The following is a 21417-nucleotide window of genomic DNA, read 5'->3' on the forward strand; positions in this document are numbered from 1 at the left end:
GAACGCGGGGATCAGGGAGCGTCGCCCAGGCCATCGCGGTACAGCACGTCGCACACCTTCAGAATCTGGCTGGACCGGCCATAGGGCTCCATCTCTCGATAGGTGCTGCGGGTCAGCAGCTGGTTGCAGCCCACGGCGGCCAGGGGAATGGCGGCAATGGCCTCAGGGATCGTCAGGGTGGACGTCATGGACGGCAGGGCGGGGCTCACTGGGCCTGCGCTTGACGCAGATCCTTGAGGCGTCGCTCCAGCGAGGCGATCAGCTCCAGGCTGAACATCGGGAGGGCTTCCATCGCAAACAGGAAGGCCTCGCGGTTCATCACCAGCAGCCGGGTGGGCTGAAGGGCGGTGGCGGTGCCGTGACGGGTGTGGCCGCTCTGCACCAGCGCGCCCTCCCCGAAGCAGCGGCCCGCGCCCAGCAGCTCTTGACCCTTTCCCGACCAGTTGAGGCTCACCTGGCCCTCCAGCACCCCAAACAGGCACTCGCCGTGCTCGCCCGCCTGGAAGATCACCTCTCCCGGTTCCACCATGCGAATGGGGGCTTCGGGTTCGAGCAGCTGCATGCTGCGCAGGATCTGTTCGTCGACAGAGGGCGTGGCCATGGCGAACCGCGGAAGCGTCTTCTCAGCCTGATCCAATCAGCGCGTGTTCTCGTTAAGGACAGGTCAAGCTTGGGCTCCCAGGCATGGGCCCAGCCGGTGCAGCTGGCTTTCACCCCAGCGAGATAGCCCTACATTGAAATCGTTGTTGCCTGAACCCTTGATGGTCCAGACCCTCTCCTCGCTCCACCCCAACCCTGGATGGGATGCATCGTCCGACTCTCTTGCTTCCCCGATTCAGCCGACCCTCGGCAAACACTGCATTCTTGAGCTCTACGGCTGCAGCAGCGTCAAGCTCAACGACGAACCCTTTCTCAGGGCCACCATCACCGCCGCAGCCAAGCGGGCGGGTGCCACCCTGCTCAACCTGATCACCCATCGGTTTGATCCCCAGGGGGTCACAGGATTGGCCTTGTTGGCCGAATCCCATATCTCCATTCACACCTGGCCGGAGTTTGGCTATGCGGCTGTGGATGTGTTCACCTGTGGGGATCACACCATGCCCGAGCGGGCCTGCGCCGTGCTGGCCCAGCAGTTGGAGGCCGCCCAGCAGACACTCACCAGCCTGGAACGCCAAACCCCGCTACCCAGCGCGCCGGGCGAGCGCATGCCCAGTCCGCCCTTTCGCGCACCGTTCTGAGTCCAGTTCGGAAGAGGCGCTCCGATGACGGGTTCTATGGGTGGCCTACTCAGCGCCACCGGTGGCCTCGGCCTGTTCCTATTGGGAATGGGCCTGATGACCGAGGCCCTGCGCAGCCTGGGGGGCCATCAACTCCGCCAGGCGCTGCTGGGCTTCACCCGCTCCCCCTGGAGCGGGGCGGCGGCGGGGGCGATTGGCACAGCCTTGGCGCAGTCGTCCACCGCCACGACCGTGGCCACGGTGGGTTTCGTGAGTGCTGGGCTGCTGAGTTTCCAGGCCTCCCTTGGCATCATTTTGGGCGCCAATGTGGGCAGCACCGGCCTTGGCTGGCTGGTGGCACTGCTGGGCATCAAGCTCGACCTGGCCCGGCTGATGCTGCCTCTGGTGCTGGTGGGTGCTGCCCTGCGGCTGCTGGGGCGCGGTCGCCAGGCGCTGGTGGGGCAGGCCCTGGCCGGTTTTGCCTTGCTGTTTGTGGGCATCGGTGCTCTCCAGCAGGCGATGGCGGGCCATGGAGTGCTGCTCGATTCAGGCCGCTTCGATGCGGCCAGCGGCGGCGGGCGGCTGCAGCTCTTGCTGCTGGGCCTGCTCAGCACCGTGATCACCCACTCGTCGGGGGCGGGGGTGGCCACCACGTTGGCGGCCATGGCCGCCGGGGCCATTGGCCTGCCCCAGGCCTGCGCCCTGGTGATTGGCATGGACCTCGGCACCACGGTGACCGCCCTGATGGCCTCCCTTGGCGCCAGCCTCAGTGCCCGACGCACCGCGGCGGCCCATGTGATCTTCAACCTGTTCACGGCGGTGGTGGCCTTCCTGCTGCTACCGGCCTACCTGGCCCTCCTGCAGGGTCTGTGGCCAGCACTGGCGGTGCGGGATCCGGAATTCGCCCTGACTGCCTTCCACACCGGTTTCAACCTGCTGGGGGTGCTGGTGGTGCTGCCGATCACGGGCCCCTTTGCAGCCCTGATCCGGGCCCTGGTGCGGCCGGATCGGGGCCGCCTCATCGACGAGTTGGCCGACACGCCGCCGGCCGATCCCCTCGCGGCACTGGGCCAGGCCCGGGCTGCCCTAGTGACCTGGCTGCAGGAGTTGCTCCAGGTGCTGCGCGATGGATTGGCCAATGGTCATGGCGGCAGCCCCCGACGCAGCGAGCGGCAGCTGGCGCTGCTGCAGGCCGACCTCGACCGGCTGGAGCTCTTTCTGGATCAGATCCATCTCACGCCAAGCCAACTGCCGGCCCATGGGGCCCTTTTGCATCTTCTCCATGGTCTCGACCATCTTCAGCGGCTCCACGAGCGCTGCGAAGAGGAGCAGGATCGGCTGCGCACCGCCGCCACCAGCACCAGCCTGGCCCATGAGCGCCAGCAGCTGAGCGCCACCCTGGAGGAGTTGCCAGGGCTGGTGCAGCAAGGCCAATGGCTCCAGGCCTGTTCTCTGGTCAGTGCCTGCGCCCAGGCGATGCATCGCCGGGTGGGCACCTACCGCCAGGAGGTGTTGGCGGCGGTGGCCCGTGGCGAGTTGGATGTGGATGGGGGCACGGTGCGGCTCGAGGCGATCCGCTGGCTGCGGCGGGTGAGCCTGCATCTGGAGCGCGCCTGTCACCATCTCGGGGCGATTGCGGCTCAAGATTGAGCACCTGGCAAGCCCCACCCATCAGCGAGCTGACGACACAGCTCGTTGTCATCAGGCCAGCCGCCAGGGCAGGGTTTCCCCGGCGTGGAAGGGCACCAGCTCCACGGCGGTGCCGGCCGCATCGTTGAGGTGCAGCCGGTCGGGTACCTCCAGCGGCTGCCGCTCCAGGGTGATGGTGCCTGCGTTGAGCGGCAGGCCGTAGAAGCGGGGGCCGAATTTCGAGGCGAAGGCTTCCAGCTTGTCGAGGGCGTTCTCCCGGTCAAACACCGCCGCGTAGCTCTCGATGGCAAAGGGGGCGTTGAAGATGCCGGCGCAACCACAGGCGGCCTCCTTGGCGCTGCGGGCGTGGGGCGCGGAATCGGTGCCCAGGAAAAATTTCGGGTTGCCGGAGGTGGCGGCCCCCCGCAGGGCGATGCGGTGCAGTTCCCGCTTCGCCACCGGCAGGCAGTAGAAGTCGGGCCGCAGGCCGCCGGCAAACATCGCGTTGCGGTTGATGTGCAGGTGGTGGGGCGTGATCGTGGCGGCCAGGGTGGCCGGGCCGCTGCGCACGAAATCGGCCGCATCACTGGTGGTGATGTGCTCGAGCACCACCTTCAGCCCCGGGTGGCGCGCCAGCAGGGGGGCCAGGTGCCGCTCGATGAACACCGCCTCGCGATCGAAGATGTCGATGTCGGCGCTGGTGACCTCGCCGTGGATGAGCAACGGCATGCCGATGCGCTCCAGGGTGGTGATCACGGGGGTGATCGCCTCAATGGACGTCACCCCGGCGGCGGAATTGGTGGTGGCATGGGCGGGATAGAGCTTGCAGGCCACCCAGGCCCCCTGGCGGAAGCCCCGTTCGATCTCAGCGGGGTCGATGGCGTCGGTGAGATAGGCCGTGAGCAGGGGCTCGAAACGGCTGCCATCGGGCAGCGCTTCCCGGATGCGCTGGCGGTACTGCAGGGCCGTCTCCACGGTGGTGATCGGCGGGCTGAGGTTGGGCATCACGATCGCCCGGGCGAATTGCCGTGCCGTGGCCCCCGCCACGGCCTGCAGCATGGCCCCATCGCGCAGGTGCACATGCCAGTCGTCGGGCTGGCGCAGGGTGAGCTGCTGGGTTGGCATGGGGGTTGGCTCGGGGCTGGGGGAACGGGTAAGGATTCGTGTCGAGATGGCTGTGTCGCCGCGGGCACAGAGCCCCTCTTTTAGCGTCGCCTGGCAGCTGATCCCAGCCGCCCCCCTCGTGTTCCCACCATGCCCGTTGCCCCCAAGCCCACGATCGGCGAACTGGAAGCTGGCTATTCCGGCTGCTGCAAGGCGCTGCGTCTGCTGATTCGGGAGGGCCGCAGCATCGAGGCGATTCAGCGCACGGTGGCCTGGGAGCGCCTCACCTTGCTCCACAAGTGCCTGCCCACCCGCTACAAGGCCCCCGACTACCTCTACGCCCTGCTCAAACGGGAAGCGTCCCAGGCGGCCTGAGGCTTTCCCTGGGTGGAAGTTTCCCTGCAAACCGCTGGCCTCGGCCCTCCGGCGGGGCTAGAGCGGTGGGATGGCATCCAGCCGCTGCCTGACCGGCGGCCTTTTTCATGGCCCATCACCAGATCTTGATCGTTGGCGGCGGGGCCGCCGGCATCACCGCTGCCGCCCAGCTGAGGCGGGCCCGTCCCTCCCTGGATGTGGCGATCCTCGAGCCCTCCGGGGAGCACTACTACCAACCGGGGTGGACCCTGGTGGGTGGCGGCGTGTTCAGCCTCGAGGAAACCCGGCGGGCGGAGGGCGATCTGATTCCTTCGGGTGTCACCTGGATCCGGGAGGCGGTGGCGGGCTTTGATCCGGAGCACAACACCGTCACCACCGCCAGCGGCCAGGCCTTCACCTACGACGTGCTGATCGTGGCCACCGGCCTGAAGCTCTGCTGGGACCGCATCGAAGGCCTGGCGGAGGCCCTGGGCCAAGGGGGCGTGTGCAGCAACTACAGCAAGGATTTCGCCCCCTACACCTGGGAGGCGATTCAGGCCTTCAAGGGTGGGAATGCGGTGTTTACCTGCGCGCCGATGCCGATCAAGTGCCCAGGAGCACCCCAGAAGATCGCCTATCTGGCCGACGACGTGTTCAAGAAGAAGCGCTTGAACGCCAAGGTGATCTATGCCACCGCCACCCCCGGCATCTTCGGCATCCCCACCTATGCGGCGCCCCTGCGGGAGGTGGCGCAACGCAAGGGCATTGATGCCCGCTACAACCACGTGCTCACCGCCGTGCGGGCCGCCCAAAAGGAAGCGGTGTTCCAGGTGACCGAAGGGGAGGCCAGCCGGGAGGAGGTGATCCCCTACGACCTTCTGCACGTGACGCCGCCGATGGCGGCTCCGGATGCGGTGGCCACCAGCCCGCTGGCCAATGGGGCCGGCTTTGTGGAGGTGGATCAGTTTTCGCTCCAGCACGTGCGCTACCCGAACGTGTTCTCCCTGGGGGATGTGAGCGGCATGCCCAATTCCAAAACCGCCGCCGCCGTGCGTGGTCAGGCCCCCGTGTTGGTGACCAACCTGCTGGCCCATCTCGATGGCCAGGTTGGGGCGGCGGCCTACGACGGCTACAGCTGCTGCCCGCTGATCACCGGCTACGGCAAGGCGATCATGGCCGAGTTCAACTACAAGGCTGAGCCCGTTCCCTCCTTCCCGCTCGACCCCACCAAGGAGCGCTGGAGCATGTGGTGGATCAAGCGCAAGGTGCTCCCGTCCCTCTACTGGAACCGCATGCTCACCGGCGGCCAGCATGAACGGCGTTTCATCCCTGGGGTGAAGGGGCCTGGGGTGAAGGCTTAACGGCCCGATTCGGCCGCCAGACACTCCCGGGCCATCTGGCCCTCCTCGTCGGCGGCCACCTGCACCAGCTCGAACGGGGGCAGCCAGGCCAGCGCCTGGCGCAGCTCCTCCAGCAGGGCCCCGTCGTGTTCGCCGATGCCGCCGCTGAGGGCGATGGCATCCACCCCCCCCAGGCTGGCGGCCATGGCCCCGATGCCCTGCAGCAGCTGGTGGCGGAACACGGTAATTGCCAGCTCGGCGCCCGGATGGCCCGCCGCCGCCGCCTCCCGCAGCTGGCGCATGTCGCCGCTGAGGCCGGAGAGGCCCAGCAGGCCGCTCTGGTGGTTGAGGGCCTGGTCGAGTTGGTCGGCGCTGAGGCCGGCCCGCAACTGGTGCAGGAGCAGCCCGGGGTCGAGGGAGCCACTGCGGGTGGCCATCACCAGGCCCTCCAGGGGCGTAAAGCCCATGGTGGTGGCGATGCTGCGGCCGTCGCGAATGGCGCAGAGGGAGCAGCCCGCGCCCAGGTGGCAGCTGATCAGCCGCGCCACCGGCACCATGCCGGCCACGTGCTGGTGGTTGAGGCCGTGGAAGCCGAAGCGCTGCAGACCCGCCTCGCGCCAGGCCAGGGGGATGGCGTAGGTGCGCGCCTCCGCCGGCAGGGTGTGGTGGAAGGCCGTGTCGAAGCAGGCCCACTGGGGCGCTCGTGCTGGGGCCCCATCGAGCCAGGCCTGCATCCAGGCGATCAGCTGCAGGGCCGCTCCGTTGTGGAGCGGAGCAAGGGGAATCAGGCGGGTCAGATCCGCCACCACCGCGGGGCTCAGCCGGGTGGCCCCGCGGTAGGCCACGCCCCCATGCACCAGGCGATGCACCACCCGTTCGATCTGCGGCGTCCAGGGGTCGAGCTGGCGCCGCAGCCAGGCGTCGATGGGCGGCGGCATCGGGCTGCCGGGGGCAGCGAGCCCTCCAGCCCAGCTGTGCTGGTCTTGCCAGAGGCGCTGCTGCTGCTGGTCCAGCACGGTCAGCTTGAGGCTGGAGCTGCCGGCATTGACGGCCAGCACCACCGGCGGGTTGGGGCCTGTCCAGCCCTCAGCCATGCAGACGCCGTCCTTCGCGCAGCACGTCCGAGGGGCGGATGCCGTAGACGCTGTGGAAGTCACGGCTGAAGGCCGAGATGTTGCGGAAGCCGAGACGGGCGGAAATGCCGGCCACGCTGTCGCTGGCGCAGGGGTTGAGCAGATGTTGCCGGGCCAGATCCAGGCGCTGCCGGCGGATCCACTGAATCGGCCCGCAGCCAAACCGCTGACTGAAGGCCAGTTGCAGGTTGCGCCGGGAGTAGCCGCTGCGCTGTTCCAGCTGGGTCAGGTTGATGGGGGTGTGCAGGTTGGCCTGGATCCACTCCAGCAACTCTTCAAAAATCAGTTCCCGCGAGAGTCCGTCGGTGCGGTGCTGGCTGCGCTCGGCCTGGCGCTCCAACTGGGGGCAGAGGGCGAGCGCCAGGATGCGATAGATCAGATCATCGATCTGCAGGGCCAACAGCTCCCCGGCGGTTTCGAGTTCGTGGGCGTCCACCAGGGCGAAGGCCCGCCGCAGGGTGAGGAGCAGTTCGGCCTGTCGCCCCTCGGCCATGGCCAGCACCTGGGGACGCTGCAGATCCGGGGCGAAGCGGCGGCTGGAGAGGCCCACGCCGCCGATGGCGGCGGCGGTGTCCTGGAGCCGCTGCAGATCGACATGCAGCACCAACCCGTTGTAGTGATCGGTGGCGTAGCGGTATTCCTGGCCGGGATTGAAGTACAGGGGGGCTTCGGGATGGATATCGAAGCTGTGGCCGTCCACCGCGTAGGACGCAGCCCCGGAATAGCAGATGTTGATGGCGCCGACGCCGGGGTTATCGCCGATGCAGCCGATGATTGGCGAGGTGTACCCGCAGGTGAGGGTGAGCGCTCCTGCGCTGGCGGTGCTGGCCCGGTGCAGGAATGGACTCGATTCCTCGAACCGTGGGGCAAACTCCCGCACCGGGAAATGCTGGTTGAGTTTGTGGGCCAAGGCCTGGGGATCCCGGTCCACGACCGCCTGTTGGTCGTGGAAGACCAGGGGCAAGTGGGCGACGGAATTCAAGCCACTCTTCAAGCGGAGATCCCACTGTAAAAAGCACCGCAGCGGCGTCCACAAACTGGGATCACTCTTGATGGCGCTTCCAAGGGGTGAATGGCCTCAACCCCCTTTGAGTGAGTTCAACAAGACGTCCTTGCTGTCCTTGAGGTCCTTCCAGATCCGGCGGATCTCGGCGTAGGCCTCTTCCTGACTCAGCTTGCCGTTGCTCTGCAGGCCCACCACCAGCCCCACCCGCTCGGCAAACGACTCCAGGTTCTGGTGAAACATGAGGCGCTGGGGGGTCCAGTCCGCTCCCCGATAGGAGGAGTGGGGCTCCATCGGCGCCCGTACGCCCTCGCCCTCTGGTTGGGCTTCAGGTGGCGTGGGACGCGACCCCGCAGTGGTCACACGAATCAAGCCTAATGACCCAAAAATTAGGGCCTTCTGTTTAAGGAGTGGTGAAGACTCGCTGGCGTGTGGCTTGCGGCACAGGTGGCTTGAGGAGACGGGCCGCACCATGCCTAGGAGGAGTTGGAGGTAGGGCATGGATCACTCCCTGGCGAGCCGCTGGACCCAGGTGGTGCTATGCCTGCTGATTCAGGCCAGCATCGTGGGCGGTGGCGAGGTGCTGAACCGCTGGCTGGCCCCAGCCCCCCTCTCGCCGTGCTGCGCCCCACCCCTGGTGCTCTGAACTCCCGCCTCCTGGAGGAGCGCCCCGCCGACCTGCCGGCCCATCTCTTTGTGTCGGGAGGGCGGCAGCAAACCTGTTTCAGTGCCGTGCTGTTTGAGCCGGAGGGGCCCCGGCTGTTGCCGCTCGAGTCGCCGGAACAACTGCACCAGCTGCACCGCCTCGGCTACCCCCTCTGGGTGCGGGTGATGGGCCTGGGCGATCGGCAGCGGGTGGAGGCCATGCTCGCGGTGCTGCAGGTGCCCTCGATGCTGCTGCCCCCCTTGCTCGAGGTGCCGCAGCGCTCGCGGGTGGATGGCCTCGGCGAGGCGTTGATCGTGGTGCTGCACCGGCTCAGCTTCGCCCGCGATCCCCTGCATCTGCTCAGCGCCCAGGTGGGTTTGCTGCTGTTGCCCAACCTGTTGGTCACCTTCGAGGAAGCGGCGGCCGGGGAGTCGTTTCCCGAGCTCACGGCGTGGCTGGAATCGCGGGTGGGGGCGGTGGAACACCGCGACCTCGACGACATCCTCCACTTCCTGGTGGATGAACTGCTCGATGCCCTGTTTCCGATGCTGGAGCAGATCGCCAACCGCCTCGATGACCTGGAGGAGGCTGCCCTGCGCGACCCCAAGCCCAAACTGCTAGCGCGGGCGTTTGTGCATCGCAGCAACCTGCGCACCATCCGCAACCAGGTGTGGCCGTTGCGTCACCAGATCCGGGTGTTGCTGCGCCAGCGCCAACAGCTGCTCGGGGCGGAGGCCCTGGTGGGTTTTCAGGAGATGGCCGATCTGGTGGAGCTGTTGTTTGAAAACTGCGAGCTGCTGCGCAATCAGTGTGATGCCATCACCCAGGCCTATGCGGCCAGCGTGGGCAATCGTATGAACCAGGTGATGAAAACGCTCACGATCCTCACCAGTATTTTTGCTCCACTCACCTTCATTGGTGGCATTTATGGCATGAACTTCGCCAACATGCCCGAGCTCAGCTGGCGCTATGGCTACCTCTACGCCCTGCTGCTGATGGCAACCGTGGCCCTGATTCAGTCCTACTGGCTGTGGCGGCGCGGCTGGTTTCAGGATTGGACGGCTCCCCGCTGAAGCACAACCTGGCCTTAACCGCCCAGGTGCCTGGAAAGGCCCAGAGTTCTGTTGTCGTTGTGACCGTCATGGGCCCTTTCCTGCGCCTTGCCTGGCTTGCCCCGATCCTGGTCGTGATGCCGGCGGGCGTCCTGGCAGCACCTGAGCCGATCCGCATCGGTGGCTCGAGCACGGTGTTCCCCGTGATGCAGGCGGCCATTGCGGCCTATCAGAAGGGCGGCGCCCATCGTCAGGTGCGCTTTGAGCTCAAGGAAACCGGCACCTCGGCGGGGTTCCGGCAGTTCTGCAGCGGACAGCTGCCCCTGGCCAACGCCTCGCGTCCGATCAATGCCAAGGAGCTCAAGGCCTGCGCGGCCAAGGGGGTGACCTTCCTGGAGCTGCCGATCGGTTTTGATGCGATCACAGTGGTGGTGAACCCCGCCAACACCTGGGCCTCGAGCATCACCACCCAAGAGCTCGCTCGGCTTTGGAAACAGGGGGCGGCTGGATCGGTGAAAAGCTGGAGCCAGGTCAACCTCGATTGGCCCAACCGGCCGATCCGGCTGTGTGGCCCAGGCAAGGACTCGGGCACCTACGATTATTTCAACAAGGCCATCAATGGCGATGAAGATAATTCAAGGGCCGATTATTTTGCCAGCGAAAAAGACAATGAGCTGGTGGCCTGCGTCGCCAAGAATCCAGAAGCCCTGGGCTACTTCGGATTTGCCTATTACCAGGCGAATGCCAAGCGGCTGAAGCCCCTCAGCGTTGTGGGCAAGAGGGGGGCGGCCCTGCCTTCCGTGGCATCAGTTCAGAAAGAAAGTTATGTTCCCCTGTCCAGGCCCCTGTTTGTCTACGTCAACGACCGGGCCCTGCGGCAGCGGCCGGAGCTGCAGAAATTTGTGACGTATGTGATCCAAAACGGCCTCAGCTTGGTGAAGCGCGCTGGTTACATTCCCATGCCTTCCAGCACCTATATGTTGGTGGAAAGCAAGTTGTATCGGCACGTGGGCGGCACGGCCTTCGGTGGGGATCTCCCCGTGGGTCTCACCACCGGCCAGGCGTTGCAGCGCAGTCTCGAAAGCATCAAGAAACCCGCCTTCCGCTGAGCTCGGCATGGTGTTCCAGCCAGGTTCCCCACCCCTGAGCAACGGCCGGTTTGCCCGCGATCTGTTGCAGCGGCAGGTCGTCAAGTTGGTGCAGCTGCAGACACCGGTGTCCGAGGGCAAGGGAACCGAGCCCCTCCATCAGATGCGGGTCACCATGCGCCGGCTGCGCACCACGGTGGTGCAATTCGATTCGGCCCTGCAGCTGCCTCCGGCCATCAACGACCAGCGCCTGGCCAAATGGGTGCGCCGACTCGGGCTGGCGCGGGATCTCGACGTGCTGCGCGAGCGCCTTGAGGATGGCTTTTTGCCCCAGCTGCCCGAGGCCGAGGTGAGGGCCCTGCGGCCCGTGCTCAAGCAACTGCGCCGGGAGCGGCAGCTGGCCTACGGCCATGTGGTGGAGGTGCTGCAGAGCCGCTCCTATTTGGAGGGCCTGGCTCAGTTGCAGCGTTGGTTGAAACAGCCCGAATTCACCCGGTTGGGAGAGCAGCCGATCCGGGAGTGGGTGCTCGAATGGCAGGGGCCCTGCCTGGCCAGCCTGTTTCTCCATCCGGGCTGGCAGGTGAGCAGTGCGGAGGGCGAGGTGGAGGTGTTGCACGAGCTGCGCCGCCGGATCAAGCAGGCCCGCTATCGGCTCGAAAACCTGTCGGCCGTCGAGGGCGCTCAGACGGCCGGCTGGATCGGGCGCTTCAAGCAGGCGCAGGAGCTGCTCGGGGAATTCAACGACTTGCAGGTGCTGCAGCGCGCCATCCACGATCAGGTGCCCGGTCCGTTGGAGGAGGTTTTTCCCCAGTTGGAGTGGCTGCTGGTGCAGCATCAACGCCATTGCTGGGAGCAGTGGCGCGAGCTGGCCGGCGATCTGCTGCCGCCCAGCCAGCGGCAGCGTCTCTGGCGGGCCCTGCTGCCCAGGCCGTGGCTGGCCCGGTCCTGGTTCCTGGTGAAGAGCGGGTTAAGGCGCGCTGTGGCCCGCTTTGGCTAGAGGTTGGATAGTTCTCTCCGTTGGTGAGGCCATGCTGAGCCCCAACTGCTTTTGGATGTTGGACGAGGAGCGCCTGGCCGACCTGGGTGCCCTGCTGGTGTTCCGGCACTGGTTGCGTCAACAGCTGGCTGAACTGGCGGGCGAGGTAGATGCCACTGCCCTGAAGCCCCCGTCCGACGCTCCCGAAACGTCCTATGGCCGGCTGTTTTTTTGATGCCGCGACATGTGTTCTGGAGCACCATCGGTGTGTAGCGCGCTTGCTCGTCGCTGCACATCACCCTCGATAGGTTGCGCGGGATTTCCTTTGTGAAATCACCCCTATCGGTGTGAGGACCCGATGACCCTTTCCAAAAAGCTGCTGCTGGCCCTGGCCGGCGCCAGCCTGACGGCCCCCCTGGCCGCTTCTGCCCAAGATCTGGCTTCGTTGAACGGCTCTGCTGCCATCAACGACTACATGCAGCAGCAAGACGTGGATCGCTTCCGCGCCTGGGAATCCAAGAACCAGGTGACCAGCGTCAACCAGTTTTCCGATGTGCAGCCCACCGACTGGGCCTATCAAGCGCTGAGCAACCTGGTGGAGAAGTACGGCTGTGTGGCCGGTTATCCCAATGGCAAGTTCAAGGGCGGCAACGCCATGACCCGCTATGAAGCGGCGGCCCTGCTGAACGCTTGCCTCGATCGCATCTCCGAGGTCACCGACGAGCTCCAGAAGCTGCTCAACGAGTTTGACTCCGAGCTCACCGTGCTCACCTCCCGTGTGGATGGCCTCGAGTCGAAGGTGGGCCAGCTGCAGGCTCAGCAGTTCTCCACCACCACCAAGCTGAAGGGTGAGGTGAACATGATCCTGGGTGGGGTGCCTGATTATCCCCGTACCTCTAGCGGTACTCCTGACAAAACTGCCTTCAACTACGACGTCCGCCTGAGCTTCGACACGAGCTGGACTGGTAAAGACCTGCTGCGTACCCGTCTGCGCAGTGGTAACTTCAGTTCTGCACCCTTCGGCTCCAGCAGCAACAACTTGTTCAAGCTGGATAAGGCTGAGACGGCCCGCGATGGTGCTCAGAGCAACGTTTGGATCGACCGTCTCTACTACACCTTCCCAGTGGGCAAGGAGATTAAGTTGACCGCAGGTACCCTGCTTCGGAACACCGAAGTGGTCGGTTTCTTGCCATCTGCGTACAAAGCCCAGATTCTTGATTTCTTTGGCCTAGCCGGTGCTCCGGGTGTCTATAACAAGGCTACCGGTGCTGGCTTTGCTGCTCAGTGGAAGCAAAGTGTGAAGAAGGGCAATCCCTACTTCACATTTGACACCAGCTACATCGCCGAGCGGGGTAACGACTCCACCACCGGCATGTTTAACAACGACGGTGCCCAGAATATCAATGCCCAGCTTGGCTTCAAGGGGCAAAATTATGGCGTGGCGCTCGGCTATCGCTATGGTTCCGAGGGCTCTCGCGTCCGAGTCGGGAATGGCTACGCAGGTAATGCCCTGGTGTCTGGTCAAACCTCCAATAGCATGTCGGTGGGTGCCTTCTGGCAACCGCTGGAAACCGGTTGGATTCCCTCCATCAGTGTTGGCTATGGATTCAACGACATGAGCGGCAGCTACGCCACATCGGCAGATCCGCAACGCCGCTTCAGCTCCAGTCGCGCCGCCATGGATTCCCAGTCCTGGACCGTTGCACTGCAGTGGGATGACGCTTTCATGAAGGGGAACTCCGCAGGCTTCGCCTTCGGCCAAGCCGCCAATCCCAACAACAATCCGACCACTGGATCTGCTTGTAACAGCACTTCAGTTTGCGCTTCCCCGAGCGATGGCTGGATGTATGAGATTTTCTATAAGTTCCAGGTGACCGACAACATTTCCATCACGCCTGCCCTTTTCTGGGTGCAGGATATGGTCAAGGACTCTGTTGGTGATGGATGGGGTGGTGTGATTCAGACTCAATTCCGTTTCTGATCCTTAGATCCCTTATCAGCTCCTCACGCAGTCCTCAACTGCCCCTCTCACACATCCAAGGCCTCCCCAGTCGGGGAGGCTTTTTTGTGATCGCCGCTTGCTTAGTAAGGACGATCTGCACCCATGGCTTTGCCACCTCTTAATGGCTCCATAACGTTCGCCAGGGAGTCGGGTTGCTTTAATTGATGAGGAACTGTCTCTTATCCAATGACTTTCCTAAAGCGATCTTTTACAGCCCTGGTTTTTGCTGGTCTTGTTGGCGGAGCAGCTTCCCAGGCAGCTGTTCGTCTGGCCGGTGCGGGCGCCACATTCCCTGATGGTATCTACCAGCGTTGGTTTTCCATGCTGGCCAAATCCGGTGGCGTCAAAGTGAATTATCAGAGCATTGGCTCTGGTGGTGGCCGTAAGGCGTTCCTGAATGAAACGGTGGCCTTCGGTGCTTCCGATGACCCGATCAGCGAAAAAGACATTAAGAAAGTGTCTCGTGGTGTGGTTCAGATCCCCACCGTGGGTGGCTCGATTGCTGTGGCCTACAACAAGTCTGGCTGCTCCCTGAAGCTCACCCAGAAGCAGGTGGTGTCGATCTTCATGGGATCGATCAACAACTGGAAGCAGCTCGGTTGTGGTGACGGCAAGATCACGGTGGTGCATCGCTCCGACGGTTCTGGCACCACCGCGGCCTTCACCGAATCGCTGCAGTCGTTCTCGAAAGAGTGGACGATTGGTAACGGCAAGTCGGTGAACTGGAAAGTGGGTGTGGGCGGCAAGGGCAATGAGGGTGTTTCCGGTACCATCAACACCACGGATGGCTCGATTGGTTATGTGAACCAGTCTTTCGTCAAGGGACGTATCAAGGCCGCCGCCGTGCAGAACAAGGCCGGTGAATTCGTGCTTCCCACCGCTGCCTCCGGAGCCAAGGCTCTGGCCAGCATCAAGCTCGATAAGAACCTGGCTGGTACTAACCCCAACCCCTCCGCCGCGGGTGCTTACCCGATCGCCACGCTCACCTATCTCCTCTTCTACGCCAAGGGCAATGGAGACAAGGCAAAATCCTTGCGTGAGATGATCACGTTCATCCTGAGTGATAAAGCCCAGGCCCTGGCCGACGACCTCGGCTATGTGCCGCTGCGCGATTCGATCCAGGCTCAAGCCCAGAAAGCGGTGGCACGGATCAAGGAGTGAGTGTTCGGATCGTGTGATCCAGCTTTCACGGGGGGCTCATCGAGCCCCCTTTTTCATGGGCCGCGATTGCTGAGGTCACCTTCCAGGCTGCCTGCCTGGGCCGCGGCTCCGAGAAGGAAGCCCTATAGGGTGCCGCGGTTTCCCGTGAGGACCCGATGTCCCGTCTTGCCCAGATCCTGCTGGCGTCAGCGAGCGTCAGCCTGCTCTCCCCATGCGCTGCGCTGGCCAATGGCATCGAGGGCCTCGATGGGGCAGCGGCCATCGACGGCTACATGCAGCAGCAGGAGATCGATGAACTCAAGGCCTGGCGATCTAAAAACCAGGTGACCAGCGTCAACCAGTTCTCTGACGTGCGCCCCAGCGACTGGGCCTACCAGGCCCTCACCAACCTGGTGGAAAAGTACGGCTGCGTGGCTGGCTATCCCGAGGGCACCTACAAGGGCGGCCAGGCCATGAGCCGCTTTGAGGCGGCCGCCCTGCTCAATGCCTGCCTCGACCGCGTCACCGAAGTGACCGATGAGCTGCAGCGCTTGATGGATGAGTTCAAACAAGAACTCGCCGTGCTCAAGGGCCGGGTGGATGGCCTCGAGGCCAAGGTGGGCACCCTGGAAGCCCAACAGTTCTCCACCACCACCAAGCTCAAGGGCGAGGTGAACTTCATCCTCGGTGGCGTTCCCTCCTATGACTCCGACACCACCTACAAAGAACGGAATCCCTCTGGCGGAGCGGATCTGACGAAAACAGTGGGCAAGCAGGACCGCACCACCTTCAACTACGACGTGCGACTGAATCTAGACACCAGCTTCACCGGCAAGGATCTGCTCAAAACCCGCCTGCGTTCGGGAAATTTCACGGCTTCGAGCCCGTTCAATGCCGGCGACAGCCTGTTCAAGCTGGATAAGGCTTCCAGCACCAATGCCGGCGCTGCCGGCGCCGGGGGGATCGACACGGTCTCCATCGATCGCCTCTACTACCAGTTCCCCGTGGGTCAGCAGTTCACCCTCACCGCTGGTGCGTTGGTGCGCAACACCGAGATCCTGGCCTTCATCCCCAGCGCCTACCGCTCCCAGCTGCTTGATTTCTTTGCCGTTGCCGGCACACCGGGCGTCTACAACAAGGTGACGGGCCAGGGCTTTGGTGCGGTCTGGAAGCAGAAGGTGGCCAAGGGCCAGGGCTTCTGGAACGCCTCGCTCAACTTCATCGCCCAGGACGGTGAAATCTCCAACGAGGGGATCTTTGACAGCGACGGCAGCCTCAACACCACGGCCCAACTCGGCTACAAGGGCACCAACTGGGGTGCGGCGGTGGCCTATCGCAACGGCACCTTTGGCACCCGCACCATCAATGCCAATGGCACCGCCAACAGCTCCTTGGTGACCAATCAGAACTCCAACAGCTTCTCGGTGGCTGGCTACTGGCAGCCCGTGGACTCCGGCATCATTCCCTCGATCAGCGCCGGCTATGGCTTCACCGATATCAGCGGCGGTGTGGGCGGTGCGGCTGATTCCCAATCCTGGTATGTGGCCCTGCAGTGGGATGACGCCTTCGCCAAGGGCAACGCCGCCGGCATCGCCCTCGGCCAAAACCCCAGTGCAGGCACGGGCGTGGAGAATCCCCTCTCGCTGGAGCTCTACTACAAGGTCCAGGTGACAGACCACATCTCAATCACCCCGGGCCTCTTCTACATCACCAACAGCTCCAACCAGGTGAATGACAAAGACCTTTGGGGCGGGGTGATCCAAACCCAGTTCCGCTTCTGAGCGGGGCCCCTAGGCCGGACATTCCGGCCTGGGCAAAGCCGGCAGTCGGCTGCTCACCAGCCAGGCGGCGGCCACCAGGCCGCTGGAGACCCACAGGCAGGCCTGGAGGCCTCCCACCAGAAACAGGGCACCGGACAGCACGGTGCCAATCAGGCGGCCGGCGGCATTGGCCATGTAATAGAAGCCCACGTTGAGGCTCACCGCTTCCGCATCGGTGTAGGCCAGCACCATGTAGCTGTGGATCGAGGAATTCATGGCGAACACCACCCCGAAGGCGGCCAGTCCCGCCACCACCGCCACGCCTGGCTGGCCCACCTGGCGCCACAGGGCCATGGCGATCAGGGCTGGAATGGCGGTGAGCACCGCACTCCAAAACTCCACGGCAGCCGGGGTTGGCGGCCCGCTTTGGCCCCAGCTGCGTCGCAGGGCCGGAGCTGAACCCTGCACGATGCCGTAGCCGATCACCCACAGGCCCATAAAGCCGCCCACCTCCCAGAAGCGCCAGCCCAGGGCCGTCTGCAGAAACACCGGCAGGGCCACCACAAACCACACATCCCGGGCGCCGAACAGGAAAAACCGCGCCAGCGACAGCACGTTGATGCCTTGGGATTTGGAGAACAGGGCACTGAAGCCTGGTTTCTGCTTCATGCGGCCGATGTCCGCCGGCAACACCAGGGTGAGCACAAAGGCCACAGACAGGCCGGCCGCCATCGCTCCCACCGCGGCGTTGAAGCCGATCGTGGTGAGCAGCAGCCCCCCCAGGAAAAAGCCCACCCCCTTGAGGGCATTTTTCGAACCGGTGAGGATGGCCACCCAGCGGAACAGCTGCTGCTGCCCCTGCTCCTGGTCGTTGGGGGTGTCCGGCACCACGGTTTTGATGGCGCTCTTGGCGCTCATCTTGTTGAGATCCTTGGCGATGCCGCTGATCGCCTGGGCCACCATCACATAGGCCACGCTCCACCACTTGGGCCAGCTGTCGGCCACGGGGATCAGCATCAACAGGGCCGCAACCTGCATCAAGGTGCCGCTCCAGAGGGTGAGGCGCAGCCCGAAGCGGGCCCCCAGCCAGCCCCCATAGAGGTTGGTGACGATGCCGAAGAATTCGTAGAAGAGAAACAGGAACGCGATCTCCAGGGTGCTGTACCCCAGCTCGTGGAAGTGGAACACCACGAGCATGCGCAGCGCCCCATCGGTGAGGGTGAAGGCCCAGTAGTTGGCCGTCACGATCCCGTATTGCTGCAGGGCGGAAAGGGCGCGTGCCATGGGGTGACCTCAGCGCTCGTCAATCAGAGCCACATGGCTCACCAGATCGGCCATGCGGGAGCTGTAGCCCCATTCGTTGTCGTACCAGGCATACACCTTGAGCTGGGTGCCGTTCACCACCATCGTCGAGAGGCCATCGACGATGGCGCTGCGATCGTCGTTCACGTAGTCGACCGACACCAGGGGCCGGGTTTCGTAGCCGAGGATGCCGGCCAGCGGGCCGTTGGCGGCGGCCTCAAAGGCGCTGTTCACCTCCTCGGCGGTGGTGGGTCGTGCCAGCTCAAACACCGCATCGGTGAGGGAGGCGTTGAGCAGGGGCACCCGCACGGCATGGCCGTTGAGCTTGCCCTGCAGCTCCGGGAAGATCAGGCCGATCGCCTTGGCCGATCCGGTGGTGGTGGGGATCAGGCTCTGCAGGCAGGAGCGGGAGCGCCGCAGGTCGCTTTTGAAGCCATCCACCACCCGCTGGGTGTTGGTCACATCGTGCAGGGTGGTGATGGAGCCGTGGCGGATGCCGAAGCTTTCGTGCACCACCTTCACCACCGGCGCCAGGCAGTTGGTGGTGCAGGAGGCGGCGGTGATCAGCCGGTGTTCCTCCGGGTTGTACAGGTGGTGGTTGATGCCGAACACCACGTTCAGCGCCTCGGCACCGGCGATGTGACCCTTCACCGGGCAGGCCACCACCACCCGCTTGAGGCCCACCTGGTCGAAATAGGGCTGCAGGGTTTCGGGTGTCTTGAACGCGCCGGTGCACTCGAGCACCATCTCCACCCCGGCTTGGCGCCAGGGCACGGCGGTGGGATCGCTCTCCTGGGTGAAACTCACCGCCTGGCCGCCCACGAAGAACCCTCGCGTGTTGGCTTGCACCGCCTGCTGCCAGCGGCCGTGCACCGAATCAAAGGCCAGTAGGTGGGCGGCGGTGCCGGCGTCGCCGCCGCTGTCGTTGACATGCACCAGCTCAATGCCCGGGCGGCCCCAGAGGGCCCGGAACACCAGGCGGCCGATGCGGCCGAAGCCGTTGATGCCGATTTTCAAAGGGCCCACCAAGACGTTGAACGGAAATTAGATCAACAAGAGTTGATTCATCAACTAAACTTGCTGCATGGGTGCTCTGGAACACAATCCCCCTCTCCAAGCGCGCCAGGCCCGCCAGCTGCTGCGGGCCATGGCCGATCCGCTGCGACTGCAGGTGATCGAGGCGCTGGGGGGCGGGGAGCGCTGCGTCTGCGATCTCACCGGCGAGCTCGGCCTGGCCCAGTCGAAGTTGTCCTTTCACCTCAAGGTGCTGCGGGAGGCCGGCCTGATCGAGGCCCGCGAGCAGGGGCGCTGGATCTATTACCGCCTGCGCTCCGAAGCCTTGCAGGATCTGCAGCACTGGCTGGCGGGGCTGGCGGATCGTTGTGATCAGCCAGCCAGGGGTTGCAACTAAACAGGGCTGATCTGCACCAGGATTGGGGTAGGCGCGGGTGGACATCCCCTCGGGGACGCGGCCTTCCAACGTCCGATCTGGTGAGTGGCCATGGCCCAGCTGATTCCTCTGTTGCCACCTGTCTGGCGGGATCGCCGGTTGTTGGCCCTGGTGGGAGCCCTGCTGGGCCTGGCCCTGCTGGATTTGGCGGCGCCGGATCTGGTGCGCCTCTCCTATTACTGGCTGCCGATGGTGATGGCGGTGGCCTTCGCCACGCCCAGGCAGGTGGGGGGGCTGGCGGTGTTGGCCCTGGTGCTGGGGCTCCTCTCGGAATGGCACCAGGGCACGCCGGCCAGCCCTGATCTGGCCGTGCGATTGCTCGTCTTCTTCTGCACGGCCGCGGTGGCGATGGTGTTGGCCGGCCAGCGGCAACGCAGCGAGGAGCATCTGGGCCAAGCGCGCCAGATGTTTGCCCAGGGATTGGAGAACGCCGCCTTCGGGGTGTGCCTGCTGGCGCCGGATGGGCGCTTTCTGCAGGTGAACGAGGCCGCCTGCCGCCTGTTTGGTCGCGACGCGGCCACCCTGCGCAGCCTGCGCTGGCAGCAGATCCTCCACCGGAGGATTTGGCCCAAGACCAGGCCAAGGTGGCGGAGCTCCTGGCCCAGCGTGTGCCCAGTTGCCACACCCGCTACCGCTATCTCCGGCCCGACGGTGAGGTGGTGTGGGCCGATCTTTCCCTCTCGACGATCCGCTCACGCGGCGGTCAGATTCGCTATTTCCTGGCCCAGCTGGCTGAAGTGACCGACCTGGAGGAATCCCGCGCCAGCCTCAGGCAGAGCGAAGCGAACTACCGGCTGATTGCCGAAAACGCCCTGGACGTTGTGGTGCGCACCAATGCCGCCGGAATGATCGAATGGATTTCCCCATCGGTGTTCACATTGGCGGGCTGGACCCCGGCAGAGCTGATCGGCAACCCGATGCTCACGGTGATCCACCCGGACGACCAAGCCCAGTTCAGTCGTCCTGAGCTAGCTGGCTCCCAGGGCCCCGCGGCCACGCGGATGGAGATGCGTCTGCGCACCAGCGAGGGACAGTATCGCTGGGTGTCCCTGTTCCGCCGGCCGCTGCTCGATGCCCTTGGACGGGTGACGGGTCTGGTGGCTGGATGGCGGGATGTTCAAGCCGAAGTGGAAGCCCGCCAGGCCCTCACCGCCAGCGAACTCAGCTACCGCATGCTGGCCGACAATGCCCAGGATGGAATCCTGATCCTGGAGCTGGCTACCGGTCGTATCACGGCAGCCAACCCCTACATCTGCGCGCTGCTGGGATTCACGAAGGAGGAGCTGCTCGATAAACAACTCTGGGAGATTGGCGCCTTTGCCGACAAGCAATTGGCACTCAACGCCTATGCGGAATTGCAGGAAAAGGGCTATATCCGCTATGAAGACCTACCCCTCACCACCAAGGCTGGCCTCGTTAAGGAGGTGGAGTTCGTCAGCAACGTCTACCGGGTGGGCGATGAGGAGGTGATTCAGTGCAACATCCGTGACATTTCGGATCGCAAAGCCGCCGAGAAGCGGGCCGAGCAATACCAGCAGGACACCCTCCAGAGCTTGGAGGAGATCGTGGCGTCGCTGGTGATGCTGAATGAACGGAGGGACCCCTACACAGCGGGCCACGAGTCCAGGGTGGCGGATCTCGCCTGTGCCATCGGCCGGGAGATGGGCCTCAGCGATCACGAGCTTCAGGGCCTGCGCATCAGCGGCATGGTGCATGACATCGGCAAATTCACCATCCCCGCCGAGATCCTCACCAAGCCCACCCAGCTCTCCGCCGAGGAGATGGCCCTGATGCGCACCCACGTGCGCGCCGGCCACGAGGTGCTGCAGGCCATCCATTTCCCCTGGCCCGTGGCCGACTCGGTGCTGCATCACCACGAACGGCTCGATGGCAGTGGCTATCCCCAGCAGCTGGTGGGCGATCAGATCAGCCTGCTGGGTCGGATCCTGGCCGTGGCCGACACCGTGGAGTCGATGGCGACCAATCGCCCCTATCGCTTTGCCAAGGGGCTGGACGCTGCCCTGGCCGTGCTGGAAGAGGGCAAGGCCACCCTCTACGACCCCGCCGTGGTGGAGGCCTGCCTGCGGCTGTTCCGCGAGGGGGGCTACAGCCTTCCTGTGCAGGGGATCGCGGGCCTGCCCCCGGTGCGATCGCTTGGCGATGCCGCCGCTGGCTGATGGATCCTCTGCTGATCGCTCCTGTCAAGTGAGGCGGATACCGC

Annotated in this window: 22 protein-coding genes; 14 read left to right on the forward strand and 8 right to left on the reverse strand. The window is 64.6% G+C overall.

The window, feature by feature from the left end; all coding sequences use genetic code 11:
- Nucleotides 1-11: 11 nt before the first annotated feature.
- Both KBY71_RS02245 and KBY71_RS02250 read right to left on the reverse strand, forming a co-directional pair.
- Nucleotides 12-188 (reverse strand): hypothetical protein, encoded by a 177-nt coding sequence (locus KBY71_RS02245; RefSeq protein WP_254927369.1) that lies wholly within the window; start codon nt 186-188, stop codon nt 12-14.
- Between the two features lie 17 nt (nt 189-205).
- The gene (locus KBY71_RS02250) at nt 206-601 is read right to left on the reverse strand and encodes a Crp/Fnr family transcriptional regulator (RefSeq protein WP_254927370.1); all 396 of its coding nucleotides are present in this window, start codon (nt 599-601) and stop codon (nt 206-208) included.
- A gap of 160 nt (nt 602-761) precedes the next feature.
- On the opposite strand from KBY71_RS02250, the gene speD reads away from it, so the two are divergent.
- Together speD and KBY71_RS02260 are read left to right on the forward strand one after the other, a co-directional pair.
- The gene (gene speD, locus KBY71_RS02255; protein WP_254927371.1) at nt 762-1238 is read left to right on the forward strand and encodes an adenosylmethionine decarboxylase; all 477 of its coding nucleotides are present in this window, start codon (nt 762-764) and stop codon (nt 1236-1238) included.
- Nucleotides 1239-1262: 24 nt separating this feature from the next.
- Complete coding sequence (locus KBY71_RS02260) at nt 1263-2867, forward strand: Na/Pi cotransporter family protein (RefSeq protein WP_254927372.1); 1605 nt, start codon at nt 1263-1265, stop codon at nt 2865-2867.
- A 51-nt stretch (nt 2868-2918) separates the two neighbouring features.
- On the opposite strand, the gene pyrC is transcribed toward KBY71_RS02260, so the two are convergent.
- Nucleotides 2919-3971 (reverse strand): dihydroorotase, encoded by a 1053-nt coding sequence (gene pyrC / locus KBY71_RS02265; RefSeq protein ID WP_254927373.1) that lies wholly within the window; start codon nt 3969-3971, stop codon nt 2919-2921.
- A 129-nt stretch (nt 3972-4100) separates the two neighbouring features.
- Between pyrC and KBY71_RS02270 the strand changes: the two genes are divergently transcribed.
- Both KBY71_RS02270 and KBY71_RS02275 read left to right on the forward strand, forming a co-directional pair.
- A complete protein-coding gene (locus KBY71_RS02270) occupies nt 4101-4325 on the forward strand; it encodes a DUF3136 domain-containing protein (protein WP_254927374.1) in 225 nt (74 codons plus the stop codon).
- A 107-nt stretch (nt 4326-4432) separates the two neighbouring features.
- The gene (locus KBY71_RS02275) at nt 4433-5665 is read left to right on the forward strand and encodes an FAD/NAD(P)-binding oxidoreductase (RefSeq protein ID WP_254927375.1); all 1233 of its coding nucleotides are present in this window, start codon (nt 4433-4435) and stop codon (nt 5663-5665) included.
- On the opposite strand, the gene KBY71_RS02280 is transcribed toward KBY71_RS02275, so the two are convergent.
- From KBY71_RS02280 to KBY71_RS02290, 3 genes are all read right to left on the reverse strand, one after another.
- Nucleotides 5662-6738 (reverse strand): acetate/propionate family kinase, encoded by a 1077-nt coding sequence (locus KBY71_RS02280; protein ID WP_254927376.1) that lies wholly within the window; start codon nt 6736-6738, stop codon nt 5662-5664. The genes KBY71_RS02275 and KBY71_RS02280 overlap by 4 nt on opposite strands.
- Nucleotides 6731-7759: an AraC family transcriptional regulator gene (locus KBY71_RS02285; RefSeq protein WP_254927377.1), complete on the reverse strand. Its 1029-nt coding sequence runs from the start codon at nt 7757-7759 to the stop codon at nt 6731-6733. The genes KBY71_RS02280 and KBY71_RS02285 overlap by 8 nt, the downstream gene beginning before the upstream one ends.
- Before the next feature lie 96 nt (nt 7760-7855).
- Nucleotides 7856-8074 (reverse strand): hypothetical protein, encoded by a 219-nt coding sequence (locus KBY71_RS02290; RefSeq protein ID WP_254927378.1) that lies wholly within the window; start codon nt 8072-8074, stop codon nt 7856-7858.
- Nucleotides 8075-8279: 205 nt separating this feature from the next.
- Here KBY71_RS02290 and KBY71_RS02295 point away from each other — a divergent pair, with 205 nt between their 5' ends.
- The 8 genes from KBY71_RS02295 to KBY71_RS02330 all read left to right on the forward strand — a co-directional run bounded on the left by KBY71_RS02295 (nt 8280) and on the right by KBY71_RS02330 (nt 16465).
- On the forward strand, nt 8280-8426 hold the full coding sequence (locus tag KBY71_RS02295) for a hypothetical protein (protein ID WP_254927379.1): 147 nt from the start codon (nt 8280-8282) through the stop codon (nt 8424-8426).
- A complete protein-coding gene (gene corA, locus KBY71_RS02300) occupies nt 8399-9499 on the forward strand; it encodes a magnesium/cobalt transporter CorA (RefSeq protein ID WP_254927380.1) in 1101 nt (366 codons plus the stop codon). The genes KBY71_RS02295 and corA overlap by 28 nt, the downstream gene beginning before the upstream one ends.
- Nucleotides 9500-9615: 116 nt before the next feature.
- Nucleotides 9616-10587: a PstS family phosphate ABC transporter substrate-binding protein gene (locus tag KBY71_RS02305; RefSeq protein ID WP_254927381.1), complete on the forward strand. Its 972-nt coding sequence runs from the start codon at nt 9616-9618 to the stop codon at nt 10585-10587.
- Between the two features lie 7 nt (nt 10588-10594).
- Complete coding sequence (locus KBY71_RS02310) at nt 10595-11563, forward strand: CHAD domain-containing protein (RefSeq protein WP_254927382.1); 969 nt, start codon at nt 10595-10597, stop codon at nt 11561-11563.
- Between the two features lie 58 nt (nt 11564-11621).
- Nucleotides 11622-11777, forward strand: a complete 156-nt coding sequence (locus KBY71_RS02315) for a hypothetical protein (protein WP_254927383.1) — start codon at nt 11622-11624, stop codon at nt 11775-11777.
- Nucleotides 11778-11900: 123 nt separating this feature from the next.
- A complete protein-coding gene (locus KBY71_RS02320) occupies nt 11901-13523 on the forward strand; it encodes an iron uptake porin (protein WP_254927384.1) in 1623 nt (540 codons plus the stop codon).
- A gap of 207 nt (nt 13524-13730) precedes the next feature.
- Nucleotides 13731-14705 carry a phosphate ABC transporter substrate-binding protein PstS gene (pstS, locus tag KBY71_RS02325; protein ID WP_254927385.1) on the forward strand — a complete coding sequence of 325 codons (975 nt, stop codon included), beginning with the start codon at nt 13731-13733 and terminating at the stop codon, nt 14703-14705.
- A gap of 155 nt (nt 14706-14860) precedes the next feature.
- The gene (locus KBY71_RS02330; protein ID WP_254927386.1) at nt 14861-16465 is read left to right on the forward strand and encodes an iron uptake porin; all 1605 of its coding nucleotides are present in this window, start codon (nt 14861-14863) and stop codon (nt 16463-16465) included.
- A 9-nt stretch (nt 16466-16474) separates the two neighbouring features.
- On the opposite strand, the gene arsJ is transcribed toward KBY71_RS02330, so the two are convergent.
- A complete protein-coding gene (arsJ, locus tag KBY71_RS02335; RefSeq protein ID WP_254927387.1) occupies nt 16475-17728 on the reverse strand; it encodes an organoarsenical effux MFS transporter ArsJ in 1254 nt (417 codons plus the stop codon).
- A gap of 9 nt (nt 17729-17737) precedes the next feature.
- Nucleotides 17738-18763: an ArsJ-associated glyceraldehyde-3-phosphate dehydrogenase gene (locus KBY71_RS02340; protein WP_254927403.1), complete on the reverse strand. Its 1026-nt coding sequence runs from the start codon at nt 18761-18763 to the stop codon at nt 17738-17740.
- Between the two features lie 67 nt (nt 18764-18830).
- On the opposite strand from KBY71_RS02340, the gene KBY71_RS02345 reads away from it, so the two are divergent.
- Both KBY71_RS02345 and KBY71_RS02350 read left to right on the forward strand, forming a co-directional pair.
- Entirely contained in the window at nt 18831-19157 is a 327-nt protein-coding gene (locus KBY71_RS02345; RefSeq protein ID WP_254927388.1) for a helix-turn-helix transcriptional regulator, read from the forward strand.
- A gap of 368 nt (nt 19158-19525) precedes the next feature.
- Complete coding sequence (locus KBY71_RS02350; protein WP_254927404.1) at nt 19526-21373, forward strand: PAS domain S-box protein; 1848 nt, start codon at nt 19526-19528, stop codon at nt 21371-21373.
- Nucleotides 21374-21417: the final 44 nt, after the last annotated feature.

The organism is Cyanobium sp. T1B-Tous, assembly GCF_024345475.1.
Taxonomy (GTDB): Bacteria; Cyanobacteriota; Cyanobacteriia; order PCC-6307; family Cyanobiaceae; genus Cyanobium_A.

Coding starts and splice junctions, on each gene's coding strand:
- KBY71_RS02280 (WP_254927376.1), bottom strand. CDS start 6,738: ATGGCTGAGGGCTGGACAGGCCCCAACCCGCCGGTGGTGCTGGCCGTC.
- KBY71_RS02295 (WP_254927379.1), top strand. CDS start 8,280: ATGGATCACTCCCTGGCGAGCCGCTGGACCCAGGTGGTGCTATGCCTG.
- KBY71_RS02345 (WP_254927388.1), top strand. CDS start 18,831: ATGGGTGCTCTGGAACACAATCCCCCTCTCCAAGCGCGCCAGGCCCGC.
- KBY71_RS02245 (WP_254927369.1), bottom strand. CDS start 188: ATGACGTCCACCCTGACGATCCCTGAGGCCATTGCCGCCATTCCCCTG.
- speD (WP_254927371.1), top strand. CDS start 762: ATGGTCCAGACCCTCTCCTCGCTCCACCCCAACCCTGGATGGGATGCA.
- KBY71_RS02320 (WP_254927384.1), top strand. CDS start 11,901: ATGACCCTTTCCAAAAAGCTGCTGCTGGCCCTGGCCGGCGCCAGCCTG.
- KBY71_RS02310 (WP_254927382.1), top strand. CDS start 10,595: ATGGTGTTCCAGCCAGGTTCCCCACCCCTGAGCAACGGCCGGTTTGCC.
- KBY71_RS02275 (WP_254927375.1), top strand. CDS start 4,433: ATGGCCCATCACCAGATCTTGATCGTTGGCGGCGGGGCCGCCGGCATC.
- KBY71_RS02330 (WP_254927386.1), top strand. CDS start 14,861: ATGTCCCGTCTTGCCCAGATCCTGCTGGCGTCAGCGAGCGTCAGCCTG.
- KBY71_RS02260 (WP_254927372.1), top strand. CDS start 1,263: ATGACGGGTTCTATGGGTGGCCTACTCAGCGCCACCGGTGGCCTCGGC.
- KBY71_RS02305 (WP_254927381.1), top strand. CDS start 9,616: ATGCCGGCGGGCGTCCTGGCAGCACCTGAGCCGATCCGCATCGGTGGC.
- pyrC (WP_254927373.1), bottom strand. CDS start 3,971: ATGCCAACCCAGCAGCTCACCCTGCGCCAGCCCGACGACTGGCATGTG.
- arsJ (WP_254927387.1), bottom strand. CDS start 17,728: ATGGCACGCGCCCTTTCCGCCCTGCAGCAATACGGGATCGTGACGGCC.
- pstS (WP_254927385.1), top strand. CDS start 13,731: ATGACTTTCCTAAAGCGATCTTTTACAGCCCTGGTTTTTGCTGGTCTT.
- KBY71_RS02250 (WP_254927370.1), bottom strand. CDS start 601: ATGGCCACGCCCTCTGTCGACGAACAGATCCTGCGCAGCATGCAGCTG.
- KBY71_RS02290 (WP_254927378.1), bottom strand. CDS start 8,074: ATGGAGCCCCACTCCTCCTATCGGGGAGCGGACTGGACCCCCCAGCGC.
- KBY71_RS02270 (WP_254927374.1), top strand. CDS start 4,101: ATGCCCGTTGCCCCCAAGCCCACGATCGGCGAACTGGAAGCTGGCTAT.